The sequence below is a fragment of the uncultured Limosilactobacillus sp. genome, assembly GCF_934202705.1.
GTDB lineage: Bacteria > Bacillota > Bacilli > Lactobacillales > Lactobacillaceae > Limosilactobacillus.
On record NZ_CAKPYE010000008.1, the window covers coordinates 65,251 to 79,913 of the forward strand.

The following is a 14,663-nucleotide window of genomic DNA, read 5'->3' on the forward strand; positions in this document are numbered from 1 at the left end:
TACTAATTTCCACGTGGCTATATTGTAGAAACTAGTACCAATCCAAAACTGAATGTCAATATTCAGTGGCTAATATTATTCTACTAACAAGGATCGGGGATGAGCCTTGTCAGGTGGCTTTATTTCTTAACCACGATAGATATAATACAACCATACACATTTAAAATAAAGTCAAAAACTAAAAAAATTCAAATTTTTAGTGAGAATTTTCTGAGAAAAAATTAAATTAAGAATATTTGTCAATTATCTTATAATAAAATAGTCATTTATTATCAATGACCCAATGGCGGTGATTATGGAAGTTATATTTGAACGAGATGGTTTCTTCGCGCAATCTTAGAAAGTGGTTATCTCAAAGAGGCAGAAATTGACTTATTATATTTACAACTGTAGACTTAAAGAAATGAGGTGAAAATATGAATAAGGGTTTAGAAATTAGTCCTGCAGAATGGCAGGTCATGAGAATTGCCTGGACACTCAATCAGGTTACCAGTACGCAGGTCATTGAAATTTTACAACGCAAAGTTGATTGGAAACCAGCGACGATTAAAACCTTGTTGCGCCGGTTAGTTCAGAAAAAGGCGTTAAAAACCACCCAGCAAGGACGGCGATTTATTTATGAACCATTAGTTGCAGAGCAAAGTACTATGGATATGGCAGTTGATGAGCTTTTTGGCAGTCTTTGTGAAATGCATATCGGCTCAACCCTGCTCCATGTGATTGAAAAGCACCAACTAAGTCAGGCTGATATAAAAAAATTACAAATATTATTACAAGAAAAAGCTAAAACAGCGCCGAAAATGGTTGATTGTAACTGTGTTCCTGGAGGTCAGCGTTGTCAGTAAAACGGGAAATCATTCTATGACTTCCCGTTTTGATTAATGTTTATTTTTCCACCGTTGGTGAAGGGTGGAGATGACCAGAAATAGTGCCACGATAATTGCAATTAGCCAACCGGTAACCCCCAAGCGGTAGATAAATCGGTCACGACTGCCGACCACCAGAATCGACGACGACAAAATCAGTGACGCTAACATAATGACAACCAATAAGCGATTTAATAATTTGTTGAATTGGTTTAAGACTTTTTTTTGGCCAACATAATGGAGATTGATGCGAGCCTCGCCACTAGTGACTTGATCGAGTGTTCTGGTTAATTTTTGGGGTAATTGGGCAGTGGCTTTGATCCCATTGTAAGCCGTCCCAGCATGTTCAATGAAAGAGTTTTTTATATCAAAGTGTTCTTTAAAGTAGTGCCAAGCAAACGGTTTGGCAACTTCCATCATCGACAAGGATGGATCTAATCTGGCGATGGTCCCTTCTAAAGTACCAAAGGCTTTAAATAGCAACGTTACTTCTGGACGTAATTGTAAATGGTTATCATGACACAATTGTGTAATCGAATAGATAAAATTAGGGATATCAAGCGTCGCCAATTGTGCGTTTAAATAGGGCTGCAGGAAACGACTAAATTCACGAATGAATTTTTGTTCATCAACTTCACCAGTCCGGTTGCAGACGTTTAAAACGGCTTGACTGATTTGATAATTATCCTTAGTTGGTAAGGCCAGAACAATTTTAGCAATGCCATCGGCCATTGCTTTGGAGAGGGTACCCATCATCCCAAAATCGAGATAAACCAGTCGGTAAGGCGGCAAGACATGGTGGGTACTAAAGTGAACCTCAGTCTTACCAAAAGTTTTATCATATTCATGATCGGGGATTGTTTGATCGTCGGGCACTTGATAGAAGAGGATATTTCCAGGATGCGGATCAGCATGGAAAAAACGATCTTCAAATACTTGTTTAATAAAATTCTTCACTAAAATTTGCGCAACGTTTTTTTGCAGCTCTTTTAATTGTTGAGCTTGCTCATGATCATCCGGAACGGGCTTGCTCATGAGGTATTTGATACTTTTACCTGGCATCGCTTCGTTCACCAAAATCTTTGGATGACATTCTTTAATAAAAACTCGGGGAACTTCGATAATGCCGTCGCCATGATTCAGCTGGTAAAATTTTTCGCCATTTTCAGCTTCGTGCATGGTATTGACTTCGCTCAAAATTGAGGCGGCGAGTTGGTCCATGACGGCATTAAAATCAACGACGCTGAAATCACCAGGAACATACTTTATGAGTCGAACAGCTTTTTTAAACAATGCTAAGTCCACCTTAATGAGCCGGCTTACAGCTGGGTGTTGAATTTTTACGACAACTTTAGTGCCGTTAGGTAAGGTTGCGTAATGACATTGACCAACTGATGCAGAAGCAAATGGGTGTTTCGCAAAAGTTTTGAAAGTTTGATCAATTGTTTTGCCGGTCTCATCTAGAAATACTTTGGCAACGGTTTGATAATCATCAGCAGGAACCTTATCCTGCAATGTCCGCAACGCCTTAATGTACTCTGGTGAAACCAGGTCAGGGCGTGTGGATAGCATTTGCCCCAATTTAATGAAAGTCGGTCCTAGTTCATGAAAGGTTGCCAAAACCTCATCTGGATTAGTCTGATGATAGAAATTGCTAATGAAAGAGTGACGTCGTAAAACGCTCATGATTTCCTTGATTCGTTCAGCTTGGGAAATTGGCTTGGTCATTAGTTCATACTCCTTAAAAAAGCCGTACTACCGATAATGGTAGGACGGCTTGATTCATTAGTGATTTTATTCAAGATTTAGTTCGTAGGCGACCCGCAAGTCATCATCAGATGGGCCAGTGTAAACTTTCCCACGTTGAACAAAGCCAAAGTCTAATACTAAATTATGAACTCGCTTATTCTTTTCGTGAGTTGAGATCCGTAAATCACGAACACCGTTGGCATATGCAAGTGAAATCAAAGTTGACATAATGTAACGGGCAAAGTGCTTACCACGGTAACCACTAGAAATAGCAATCCGATTAATAGTACCAAATGGGTGACCAGCATGATTCCACTTACCATCAACAATGTAAGCATAGTGAGTATCACCTTGGAGCATTAATGTACCAGTACCAACAATTGTGTGACCGTACATCAAGAGGTAGCAAGAATTAGCTTCAATATCCTGCTGCATACTAAGCTTTGAAGGGTAGCCCTTTTGCCATTGGTCACTGCCGTCTTCCTTTAATAATTGGCGGGCATTTTCAATAATTGCATAGACTGCATCCAAGTCATCTAAAGTGGCTTTTCGCATGTAAATAGGTTCTCCCATAATTTGATTCCTCCTGTTCAATAAAAGCACTCAACTAAATTATAACGGGATTGTTGTTTAATTAACACCGTTAAATGTAATAAATTATTTATTTTTGTAAAAGCATATTTCAATGAGGTTTTGATCAGGATCGCGCAAGTAAAGCGAAGTCATGTCACCTTCAGCACCTTGGTTAGGTTGCGGTTTGCGAATAACGTCCACATAATACGATCTTAAGTGATGAAGAACATCCTCAGGATCATCCCCAGAAACCAAACAGAGATCCGCTGAACCTGGGGTGGGATGACTAGCCTGCAATTGGTTTTGTGGCCGTTTAGTATCCTGAAGACGGATTAATTGGTGACCACAACGTAAAGTCACAATATGTTCATTTTGTTTGGCTTGATTGTTTACGATTGGCATATCGAAGACTTCATGGTAGAAGCGACGTGACGCTTCTAAGTCATTAACCGTTAATACAATATGATCAATCCTGCGCATTTTCATAATTCATTTACCTCACTTTTTGCAAATCAACTTTAATTTTAAAGTAAACGTCCTCAATTGTGAAGTTAGAAGTAGTCAAGATCAATCCTGGAAAGCGGAACCTGTAAAAGACATATGATAACTTACATAAATTAAATAAGTAATCGCTTTCAGAATTAAAATTTAAGAAAATAAGACATTATTGACGCTTTGATATGTTTTTTTACGAATATCTGACGACACTTCCTTCAATCAGTCGTATAATATGATTGAAGCATTTATAGACATTTTATTTTTATACAGAGGAGCGAAAAATAATGTCAAATAAAAAACAAATTGGCCTGGCCAGTTTGGTCCTGATGGTCTTTACGACCGTGTTCGGGTTCGCCAACTCACCAGTTGCCTTTTACCAAATGGGTTATGCTTCCATTTTTTGGTATGTTGTTGCAGCGATCTTCTTCTTCCTGCCAGCAGCTTTAATGATTGCCGAATATGGTTCAGCAATGCCCAATGCCGAAGGGGGAATTTTCTCCTGGCTGGAATTTTCAGTTAGTGAACGGTTCGCGTTCGTTGGGACCTTTATTTGGTTAGCTAACTGGCTGATCTGGATGGTATCAACTTCATCAAAGATTTGGATTCCAATGTCTTCGTTGATCTTTGGATCCGACAAGACCACTACTTGGGCATTCTTCGGCTTGACAGCAACCCAATTTGTTGGGATCTTAGCCATTCTTTGGATGGTTGTATGTACTTTTACCGCATCACACGGTGTTGATAAAATTCAAAAAATCGGTTCCCTGGGTGGGACGATGGTTTCTATCATGTCTGCATTATTCGTTGTGATTGCGATTGTGATTTGGATCGCCCAAAAAGGAATGGTTCTGGAACCAATCCATGGAATTAAGAGCTTCTTCATTTCACCAAACCCGAACTTCCAATCCCCAATTGCACTTCTTTCATTTGTTGTTTATGCAATCTTTGCTTATGGTGGGATTGAATCAATGGGTACTTTGACGGACTCAATGAAGGATCCTGCCAAGACATTCCCTAAAGGGATGGTTATTTCCATGATTGTCATCACGGTTCTGTACTCATTCATGATCTTCTTCTGGGGTGTCTGCACCAACTGGCAACAAGTGCTTAGTGGTAAGGATGTTACCTTAGGGAACATTACATATGTCATGATGAACAATGCCGGGGTTGTTATGGGAGATGCTTTAGGGCTTTCACATGGCACTGCATTAGTTATTGGTAACCTGCTAACCCGGTTTGCTGGTTTAGGAATGTTCTGTGCTTATGTTGGTTCCTTCTTCGTTATGGTTTACTCACCGCTGAAGGCCTTAGTTCTTGGTTCAGATAAGCGGTTATGGCCAGAACGGATGACGAAATTAAACAAGCATGGGATGCCATCATTTGCAATGTGGATCCAATTCTGGGTAATTGCAATTTTGATTTTTGCGATTTCATTTGGTGGTTCTGGTGCACAAAAGTTCTACCAAATCTTGACGAACATGGCTAACGTTGCATCATCTGCACCATACCTGTTCATCGTCGGTGCCTTTCCATTCTTCAAGAAGCGTAATGGAATTGATCGTCCATTTGTTTTCTTCAAGAGTCAAGCATCAGCTAACGCAATTTCCATCTTTGTGTTCTGTGTTGTTGCCTTTGGGATTATCTTTACCTGCTTGAACCCAATCTTGACGGGTGATTACCAAACAGCATTCTGGACGATCTTCGGTCCGGTCTTCTTTGGATTGGTTGCATTGTTCTTCTACAATCACCAAGCTAAGAAGCACCATGTTGCTAACACAAATACAATTAACAAAGACTAGTATTATAAAATTGCTTCACAAAAAGCCTGGCCACTATTGGTCAGGCTTTTTCGTTTAAGCATTTTCTGAAAGATTTCGAATACTTCTGATATTGGCAAGGGGAATGGCATAATGTTTAGCAGGATCGTGCCGATCATTAAAATTAGCTTTTCCTGCAGTCCAATCTACTTTCATAAAGGTTGTTTGGATCGTTTCATAGTATCCTGAATCGGCATTAAAATAATTGACTTCAACTGGTGATTGCCCAGATAGTTGCCGAAGTTCTTCATGCAATCTTTGTGTCTGCTGCTTGGTCTGGTATTGCTTGTGCTGATAGTTTTGTGCAGTTTGATCAATGAGCTGATGGTAGCCGGTTAAAGCAGAGAAGGGAGCAAACTGGCCAGCTCGATCGTGACGACTCATGGGAAGGTGAGCTTTCGATTGGTGTCGAGGCAAGTCAATAATGTCTTGGTAGCGCGAAGTATCTGCAAAAAGGTGGTTTTCAATGATTTCTTTTTCGTGGTCCATTAGATATGATGACCTCCAATTTGGTTATTTCGTTCTCGAACAGTGGAACCCGGCAGCAAGTCGGAGCCATGGATAATGATATTCTTATTGCCGGTATCTCGTTGGAGTTTAACGATTAGCTTTTGTAACTGATGGTTTTGCTGACGTTTTTCCTTAGCGACCTGGTCTTCTTGAACGGCTTGCTCTACATTTGAAAAAAGGTCCGTCTGCTCGTAACGAGCTTCTTGTTCAGCGACGCTGACGGGGGTCAGATGATGGGCAATTAACGTTAGTTTACGCACTAATAAGTGCTGGTTAACGGTCTGCTTAAATAATTCTTCATAAATTTTACGTAACTCAGGTGCCGAGTCAGTTAACGCGCGCAGCTTATACTTCGCATGATCTGGCTTGGGAGTTTGTCGACCATAAAAATCTTCGCTGATTGCGCCGCTATAATTTTCAGCATAGGTAAGGCTTTGGACGTCATATTGAATTACAATTTCGATACTGTCAGTCATCATCCCTCGTTTAACAAGTGTTAATGCGAGATCATCAGCCATCCCATTCACAACTATGCAGGTTTCTTTCGGTTTATAGGGATGCATTAATACTTGACCGGAGTAAATTCCATGTTCATCAGAGGTATATGATTTGATGTCAGCAATCGTTGCCGATTCATAACCCCAAGCGTGATCAATCAAGAGTTCAGCATTCTTGCCAAATTCTCGATACAAGACTTCTTCATTCAACGGATCGGATAGCTTGCCAAGAGAGCAGCGTGCAATATCGCCCATTGTGTGTAAGCCCAATTTTTCTAAACGTTTAGCGTAACCCTTACCAAGACGCCAGAAATCAGTTAGCGGGGTATGTGCCCAGAGATAGTGACGATATTGGGCTTCATTCATCTGGGCAATCCGCACACCATCTTGATCACCAGGGATTCTTTTAGCAACGATATCCATCGCTACTTTTGCTAAGTACAGGTTAGTGCCAATCCCGGCAGTTGCGGTGATATGCGTTTCTGCTTGAATTTGTTGAATAATGTTTTTGGCTAAATCATGTGCTGAGATTTGGTGTTCATGGAGATAATCTGTCACATCCATGAACACCTCATCAATTGAGTAGACATGAATGTTGTTTGGTTTAATATAACGTAAATAAATTTCAAAAATTTTTGCAGAAATTTGCATATAGTATTCCATTCGTGGCTTGGCAATTTTAAATGTAACCCGTAAGTTTGGCGATTTTAACAACTTACCGCGATAGATTGACGAATGGGTCGATAGATGATGATATGTAGCATGCTGAGCGCGTTCACGATTAATCTCATGAATCCGTTGGCGGACTTCAAAAAGACGTGGTCGTCCTGGAACACCAAATTTTTTTAGAGCAGGGGACACCGCCAGACAGATTGTTTTGTCTGATCGCGAGGCATCAGCAACTACTAAATTAGCATTGAGCGGATCCAAATGCCGCGCTGCACATTCTGCAGATGCATAAAATGATTTTAAATCAATTGCTAAAAAAATCCGTGCCCTCATCAAAACATCCTTTCCGGAAATTGGTATTAACATTATAACGAAAATCGTTTTAAAGAACAAATGTTTGCGACAAACTTTTAGTTGAAATTTGACTTAAAAAGGTTCAAAATTAACTAACGAATAGTAAGGATAAGGAGTGATCGAAGATGAAAACGACAATTTTATTATTTCATCCGCACATGGATCAATCACGGGTGAACAAGGCTTTGGCGAAAGCGGCGGTCGCGGCCGGCTTTGAAGTCCGTGATATGTATGATCTCTATCCAGACTTTAGGATTGACGTTGCTAAGGAACGGCAAATTTTAGAAAAAACTGATCGTATTGTTTTCCAATTCCCTGTTTATTGGTACTCAAGCCCAGCATTAGTTAAACAATATGAAGATGCTGTCTTTACAGGCAACTGGGCCTACAATGGTGGCCAGGCTTTGCTTAACCATGAATGGCTGTTGGCGGTTTCTCCCGGTGCTGATCAGGATGCTTACACTAAGGATGGCCGTGTTCACTTTACAATGCCTGATTTACTACATCCATATCAGGCAACTAGTATCCTCATTAAGACGAAGTTTATGACGCCGTTTATTAGTTATAACGCTTCGAATATGTCTGATGAAGAACTCAATCTGCGGGCCCAACAGTATGTCCAGTATCTCCAGCAGCCCGATTTAAAAGTTGCTGACCGCTATGGGTTGAGTGAAGCATAATATTCAGTGATTACAAGAAAAGTGAGGTTGAGTAAAAATACTCAATCTCACTTTTAGTTTGTCGCAATTTTTTCTTTACGAGTGTGTAAATATTCAATTAATTTATAAATGGCAATGGCACCAATAATGATGACAAGGGCGATAATGATCCGCTTCAGATCACCTTTGATAATCGCATCCCCACCAAATGCATATAAGTAAGAGGTTGGTAGCATTCCAATAATTACCATGGCCAGGAATCGTTTGCGTGAAACGCCCATTTGAACCACCGCATAATTAACCAGTGCACTAGGAATGATAGGAATCATGTAACCAATTGTTAAAGTTATTAATGGATGTTTGGTATTGGTTAGATGTTTTAGGGATTTGCTATGCTTAAACCGTTCAGAAAAATGAATGTGGGTAATTAATCCTGCCACAAGACAGTTCCCGGTAATATTGCCAATCCAATTGATTAAAAGTCCTGCAATCGGTCCATAGCAGACTCCGGCAAAAATACAAACGACGGAATTTGACATTCCTGGAATAGCGTTCATCATTGCAATAATGACAATCAACATGCCCATATCGCGGTATGAATGGGCGCGAATTAGATGTAATAATTGACCTTGATAACGATGATTATAATGTAATATTAAATTTAATTCTGGCTTAAAGTCATGATAAATACCAATTAACGCGACAACTATAATAATGACTGCCAAGCTGATCAATAAGGTTTTACTAACGTAATGCGGGCGTGGTCGGTCTTGATTTTCTTTCATTTTTCCCCGTTCCTTCGATTTTCTCTTATCATCTGATGATACAACCCAACCAAGGTTTCTCGCAAGCGAGGATCATGAGCGTAAAGATAAGTCCCTTTGACGCCGCGCTTTAAAATCACGTTTAGGGCATTTAAGAGCATTCTTTCTTCAAGCGTTTTGATTTCTACTGGGTCTGATAAGTCAGCACGCTTTTTAAAAGCTTCAACATCCGTAAACTTGTCTAAGTAGATCGCTAATTCAGAACTAGACGGCTCTTGACCAAAAATGGGGCCAATAATAATTCCAGCGTAATTAAGATCAAAGCCCTGACAGGTATAAATTGACCCAACCTCATTAATGGTTGCAGGAATTTCCGCCCATGGGGTAGCCGTGAAGTTATACTGGTCCCATGGCATTTTAAAGTTGCCTTCTCGGATATAATGTTTACCGCCATCCAGAGTAGAAGGATATCCAGACGTTGAAAGAATTCGTGAAAGGCCAACTTCTTGGTTGCGCTTGATAATTGCTTGCCGCATTTCTTCGGCATCGTCATATATCCGAAAATCATAATGATTACGACTATCAAGCGGTAATGGACGAATCTGGCCATCAGTTAAGTCGTTCATCCATTGAATTAGATTATCGCTTGCGGTCATCCGAAATTGGTGTTGTAAATGATATTCCGCATGCGGATACGGCTTGACCAATTTTTGCAAACGTTCTGGCGTCCAAAGACTCTTCATTCTTAATACCTGATAACGGTCAAAAACGATGACCACGATCTTGGCTCGCTTGATGATTTCAGCTAGTTGATTATGATAGTAAAAATTATTGTAGTGATCTGGTTTGGAAAGGAGCAAGTGCGCTTCATCAATCACAGCAACATCAATGGTCGCATTCAACTTATCTAATTGATTGATTAGCGAGGTCGGACGCATAAAATCTTTCTTAAGTAAATGGGGCTGGTGGCCCGCAATTTCACGATAGACCTTTAAAATTTCCGGATGATTAACTAGAAACTTATTTTTGGTATGATATAGCGGACTGCTTTTGTCGGTACGGGCAGCCGTTTGGAGAATGTTAAATAGGTGAGAAAGCACGACGCTTTTACCTGTTCCGGCATCACCATAGATTGTAAAAATGGCAGGAACGTCCTGAGATTGAAGATGCTCCGTTGTGAAATTAACAATTTGGTTAACTAACGCTTGTTGCTCATCAGTTAATGTTTTTAATGGAGAGAGTTTCTCCGTTGCTTCATTTTTTAACATAATTACACTTTTCTCCCTTAATAGGTTAATGCTAACGAGATTTGTTTCTCACGTCAATCTTAGGATGATGTTCACAGTAATCTTTAAGGTGAGCGGTTTCGTATCCTAAAAACATGGTGTAAAATAGATAAGAATAGTTAGAGAAGGATTAAGTTAAGGAGTGGGGTACATGAATCTTCATCCAGATTATCTTTTAAATGACGTTGAGGAGCCCGAAGATATTAAAGGGATGTCCTTGGATCAACTACACGAACTTGCTGACGAAATGCGTCAGTTGATTTTGGAACGTGACGAGAAAATTGGTGGTCACGTTGGACCAAACTTGGGCATTGTAGAAACGACGATTGCTTACCACTATGTTTTTGATTCACCACATGATAAAGTCGTTTGGGATGTTTCCCACCAGTCATATCCGCACAAGATGCTGACCGGACGAGCTCAAGGTTTCTTAGATCCAGACCATTATGAAGATGTTTCTGGTTTTACTTCACCTGAAGAAAGTGATCATGACTTTTTTGAAGTTGGCCATACTTCCACTTCCATTGCTTTGGCAATTGGTATGGCCCAGGCGCGCGATCTGCAAAATAAGCATGAAAACGTTGTGGCAATTATTGGTGATGGCTCGCTTAGTGGTGGATTAGCTTTTGAAGGCTTAAACAATGCGGCCAAGCTTCACTCGAACCTGATCATCGTGGTTAATGATAATAATATGTCAATTGATCATAATCAGGGTGGCCTTTACCAAGGCTTGAAAGAATTGCGCGACACCAAAGGCCAGTCAGCAAATAACATTTTTAAATTTATGGGGCTGGATTACCGTTATGTTCCCGATGGCAATGATTTGCAAGCAATGATTAATGTCTTTAAAGATGTCAAAGATATTGATCACCCCATCGTGCTCCATGTCCATACTCTAAAAGGAGCTGGCTATCAACCAGCCATTGATAATGAAATGGCTTATCATTGGCGCGGACCTTTTGATGGTGCTACTGGCAAGAGTACTACCCCACAGCCCAAGGAATCATACAGTGAAGCAGTAATTGATGAACTATTTAACGAAATTAAGGCCGGAACCAATATTGCGGCTTTGAATGCGGGTATTCCTGGCATGTTTGATTTGAAACGCTTTGAAAATGCCTATCCAGATCGTTACTTTGACGTCGGAATTGCCGAACAAATGTCAGTCACTTCTGCAGTGGGAATGGCTCAAAACGGGATTCGGCCGGTTGTGTTTGAAAGCAGTACCTTCTTACAACGGGCTTATGACCAATTAATCCATGATGTCGCATTGAATGACTCACCAGTAGTCATGATTGTCCGTGGGGGAACAATCTCTAGTGAATCCGCTACCCACCAAGGAACTTTTGATATTTCCTATATTAGTTCGTTGCCCAATATTGAATATTTAGCGCCAACTAGTGTTGAAGAAATGATTTCAATGTTGAAGTGGGCAATTAAGCAAACCGACACTCCGGTGGTAATTCGTGAACCAGAACGCAAACTTTTGCACCGACCAGCAACGCAGGATGACTACAGTACAATTGACTATGAAATTGCTCATCATGGTAGCGAAGTTGCGATCTTTGCAGTTGGTGGATTCTGGCAATTAGGTGAAGAAGTTCGCCAAGAGTTACAAAAGAAACTTAATATTGATGCCACCTTAATTAATCCGAAAACAGTAACCAACATTGATCAGCAGGATCTTCATCATCTCCAAGAGGACCATGACATTGTAGTAACACTAGAAGACGGGAACTTATCTGGCGGCTTTGGTGAAACCATTGATCGGTATTACAGTGCTAGTCAGATGAAGGTGCTTAATTTTGGCGCTCCACGGGAATTCTCTGATAATGTCCCATATGACGTACTCGCAGAATGGTACCACTTAACTCCTGAATTAATCGTGGATGATATCGAAAAAGTTGTTCACCAAATTTAATGACATTACTAAATCAAAAAGAGGTTAGTCGTTTAAGAAGACGGCTAGCCTCTTTTAATTTTGAGCTTAATTACAATTTGACGAATGATTGATGCTGAACCAAAGGAAAGAATCACGGTTGCAATCCACAGATGAAACAGAATTAAGTAAGGATGCGCTTTGACAATCAGATTTAAATGTAGGCCACGCCAGATTAATTGTTCCCAAAAAACATTGCTGAGGTACGCTTGGTAAGCGAGGTCAGCAAATTGATGGAAAAACCGTTGTATTAATAATCGATGGTGAAACTGGTTGCTTAGTGACAAGGTGGCAATTAAGCAGATTACCATGAGACTGTAAATGGTCATTGAGGGCTTGTAGTAAGAAGCGTTAGTTAAATTAACCGGCCAGCCAAACTGCCGTAATTCATGGTTAGTTTGGACAAAGGTAATGGCTAAGCCAATCAATAATAATGGCCAAAAGCGAAAAATCAGATGGTTAAACCGGCGACGGTAATTCCACGCTAGCACTCCATAAACTGCATAAATTAGAAAGCTAATAAAGAGCCGGTCAACCAGGTACCAATGTTGGCCGCCTGGTTGATGGAAAATGTAACAGTGATAAATACCTAGCCAGATTAGGTAAATACAGGCTGTTCCCCAAAATATGATCCAGCCCCGCCGCTTATTTTGGCCTAACCAGCGGTGGAGCTGCCAAAAAAGCGGAACAAGAATAGCAAACTGCAACATCATTGTATTGTACCAGAGATGCGGTGCAGCATTACCATTAATAAATTGCCAGCAAAAGGTTCCGATATTCTCCCAGTGGGTATGTTGTTGCAAATCTGGCATGATTAGAAGGTAAATCAATGACCAAATAATAGTTGGGAGGAATAATGCATTGGCAATGTTACGGTAGTAAGCACGATAATCAAAATAGCCGAGTTCACTATGCTGACGAATATCGGTATATAAAATGCCAAAGATAAAGGCTGGCGCCGTATACTTAATTAGGTTGTAGATACTTCCTAAATTAGTTTGAACATGGCGCGGTTGTTCACCAATGATTAAAGCGATGATAGGTTGGCCAATCACAGCGACACAGGCAAAAACTTTTAAATAATCACCAATATCACCACGAATATGTAATTTTGTTGATTTGCTCACGAATGGTCATTCTTTCTTAAATAGAATCCTAACTTTAGTGTAAATCTTTTCACGAAAAAAGTATAAAATTTGTCATTTGACGTCTTTAGATAATGAGCCCAAAAATAGGAGGAATTTTGAATGAAAACATCAAAATGGCAAAACGGATTGATCTGCTTAGGCGTTATGAGCGGTGTAATGTTGGTAACATCTGTAAAGCAGATTAACGCAGCGACTGTTAACGGACCAACAACGATCGCCGAGACGAAAATTTTATCACAGACAAAACGAGTGGTGGAAATGCACTCTAGTGATGGGGTGGTAAATCAGCAACAAACTGATATTTTATCTTGGAAACCATGTAAATATGGTGAGTTTCAGCGCACCAGTTCTGCAAAGTTACCCCAATTTAAAGGCTATAGTCACCAAGCTAATGGAATGTTAATTGCTAAACTAGAAAAGATTGACATTCCAGTAACTGTTTATCATGTGGACTATTTTGTAGCAGATGGCAAGTATCGACCAACGCCCGCTAATTGTGTGGTGGATCTGAAGGATCAACAAGGGAAAGTTTACGTTCGTCATCTTTACAATGTTCCATATGATCAAGAACGGACTGTCACCCTAAGTGCGCCAACTGGGCTGGAGTTTGTCCAGCCATCAGCTAAGGTTCAGCACTTATTGGGGCGCTATGGTGAACATAAAGTAATTACGGTCCGACCTGTAACATTGCAGACTGTTCATCCACCGCGTCAAGAACCAATAGCCAAGCCACAACTGCCAACTGCAAAGCCGGAAACATCAAACAAACTTGCCAAGCCAGTTGCAAATCAGGAACAAGTAAAGGCTAAGCATGCGGAAGATAAGCGACCGGTGCACCAGCCAACCTTTACTAATCCGCCCAAAGCTACCACATTGCCCATGGCTAAAACCGTAAAGCCGGAAACGGCCACTAATCATGTGAAGGTTGAACTGCCAGAGGCACCAGATCGTCATTCAGCATTCAATCATGCAATTAATGCCGAATTAAAACCAGTGAGTAAAATGGTTCCACCTTCCGAATCATCAGAGGAAGATATCAATAAGTTAATGGCATACAATCACCCTGTCCTCAAACATGTTCAGGCGGATGGTGAACATGACGGTCACACAAAATTACCACAAACAGGTAATCATGGTGGTCAATTGTTGGCTGCTCTTGGGGTCGCACTGTTGGCAATCACCGGTTTATTGCGGACTAATCGGAAACGTTAAAAATTCTGGGTTGCATTCTCATTTTTCTAATGATATCCTAATTAAAGTAATATTGAAGGAGGTTGAATAAATGTTTTGCTTAAATGCATGCCAATCAACCGCCACCTCAACTAATCAGATGA

13 protein-coding genes are annotated in these 14,663 nt (G+C 40.5%); 5 read left to right on the plus strand and 8 right to left on the minus strand.

Annotated elements, in window-relative coordinates; genetic code table 11:
• Positions 1 to 416 precede the first annotated feature (416 nt).
• A complete protein-coding gene (locus tag Q0C76_RS06405) occupies positions 417 to 845 on the plus strand; it encodes a CopY/TcrY family copper transport repressor (RefSeq protein WP_295731141.1) in 429 nt (142 codons plus the stop codon).
• A gap of 33 nt (positions 846 to 878) precedes the next feature.
• On the opposite strand, the gene Q0C76_RS06410 is transcribed toward Q0C76_RS06405, so the two are convergent.
• The 3 genes from Q0C76_RS06410 to Q0C76_RS06420 form a co-directional block, all read right to left on the minus strand.
• Entirely contained in the window at positions 879 to 2,594 is a 1,716-nt protein-coding gene (locus Q0C76_RS06410) for an AarF/ABC1/UbiB kinase family protein (RefSeq protein ID WP_295731143.1), read from the minus strand.
• A 66-nt stretch (positions 2,595 to 2,660) separates the two neighbouring features.
• Positions 2,661 to 3,188: a GNAT family N-acetyltransferase gene (locus Q0C76_RS06415; protein WP_295731145.1), complete on the minus strand. Its 528-nt coding sequence runs from the start codon at positions 3,186 to 3,188 to the stop codon at positions 2,661 to 2,663.
• A gap of 84 nt (positions 3,189 to 3,272) precedes the next feature.
• Positions 3,273 to 3,674: a VOC family protein gene (locus Q0C76_RS06420; protein ID WP_295731148.1), complete on the minus strand. Its 402-nt coding sequence runs from the start codon at positions 3,672 to 3,674 to the stop codon at positions 3,273 to 3,275.
• Between the two features lie 296 nt (positions 3,675 to 3,970).
• Between Q0C76_RS06420 and yjeM the strand changes: the two genes are divergently transcribed.
• Positions 3,971 to 5,485, plus strand: a complete 1,515-nt coding sequence (yjeM, locus tag Q0C76_RS06425) for a glutamate/gamma-aminobutyrate family transporter YjeM (RefSeq protein ID WP_295731150.1) — start codon at positions 3,971 to 3,973, stop codon at positions 5,483 to 5,485.
• A 54-nt stretch (positions 5,486 to 5,539) separates the two neighbouring features.
• Here yjeM and Q0C76_RS06430 read toward each other — a convergent pair whose 3' ends face one another.
• Positions 5,540 to 5,992: a hypothetical protein gene (locus tag Q0C76_RS06430; protein WP_295731153.1), complete on the minus strand. Its 453-nt coding sequence runs from the start codon at positions 5,990 to 5,992 to the stop codon at positions 5,540 to 5,542.
• On the minus strand, positions 5,992 to 7,512 hold the full coding sequence (locus Q0C76_RS06435) for a LytTR family transcriptional regulator (RefSeq protein ID WP_295731155.1): 1,521 nt from the start codon (positions 7,510 to 7,512) through the stop codon (positions 5,992 to 5,994). The genes Q0C76_RS06430 and Q0C76_RS06435 overlap by 1 nt, the downstream gene beginning before the upstream one ends.
• Positions 7,513 to 7,658: 146 nt before the next feature.
• Here Q0C76_RS06435 and Q0C76_RS06440 point away from each other — a divergent pair, with 146 nt between their 5' ends.
• On the plus strand, positions 7,659 to 8,213 hold the full coding sequence (locus Q0C76_RS06440; RefSeq protein ID WP_295731157.1) for an NAD(P)H-dependent oxidoreductase: 555 nt from the start codon (positions 7,659 to 7,661) through the stop codon (positions 8,211 to 8,213).
• Positions 8,214 to 8,266: 53 nt separating this feature from the next.
• On the opposite strand, the gene Q0C76_RS06445 is transcribed toward Q0C76_RS06440, so the two are convergent.
• The gene (locus Q0C76_RS06445; RefSeq protein ID WP_295731159.1) at positions 8,267 to 8,977 is read right to left on the minus strand and encodes a TVP38/TMEM64 family protein; all 711 of its coding nucleotides are present in this window, start codon (positions 8,975 to 8,977) and stop codon (positions 8,267 to 8,269) included.
• On the minus strand, positions 8,974 to 10,224 hold the full coding sequence (locus tag Q0C76_RS06450) for a DUF2075 domain-containing protein (protein WP_295731160.1): 1,251 nt from the start codon (positions 10,222 to 10,224) through the stop codon (positions 8,974 to 8,976). The genes Q0C76_RS06445 and Q0C76_RS06450 overlap by 4 nt, the downstream gene beginning before the upstream one ends.
• A 169-nt stretch (positions 10,225 to 10,393) precedes the next feature.
• On the opposite strand from Q0C76_RS06450, the gene Q0C76_RS06455 reads away from it, so the two are divergent.
• Entirely contained in the window at positions 10,394 to 12,163 is a 1,770-nt protein-coding gene (locus tag Q0C76_RS06455; protein ID WP_295731162.1) for a 1-deoxy-D-xylulose-5-phosphate synthase, read from the plus strand.
• A 44-nt stretch (positions 12,164 to 12,207) separates the two neighbouring features.
• On the opposite strand, the gene Q0C76_RS06460 is transcribed toward Q0C76_RS06455, so the two are convergent.
• The gene (locus tag Q0C76_RS06460) at positions 12,208 to 13,308 is read right to left on the minus strand and encodes an acyltransferase (protein WP_295731164.1); all 1,101 of its coding nucleotides are present in this window, start codon (positions 13,306 to 13,308) and stop codon (positions 12,208 to 12,210) included.
• A gap of 120 nt (positions 13,309 to 13,428) precedes the next feature.
• Here Q0C76_RS06460 and Q0C76_RS06465 point away from each other — a divergent pair, with 120 nt between their 5' ends.
• Positions 13,429 to 14,541: an LPXTG cell wall anchor domain-containing protein gene (locus Q0C76_RS06465; RefSeq protein ID WP_295731166.1), complete on the plus strand. Its 1,113-nt coding sequence runs from the start codon at positions 13,429 to 13,431 to the stop codon at positions 14,539 to 14,541.
• Positions 14,542 to 14,663: the final 122 nt, after the last annotated feature.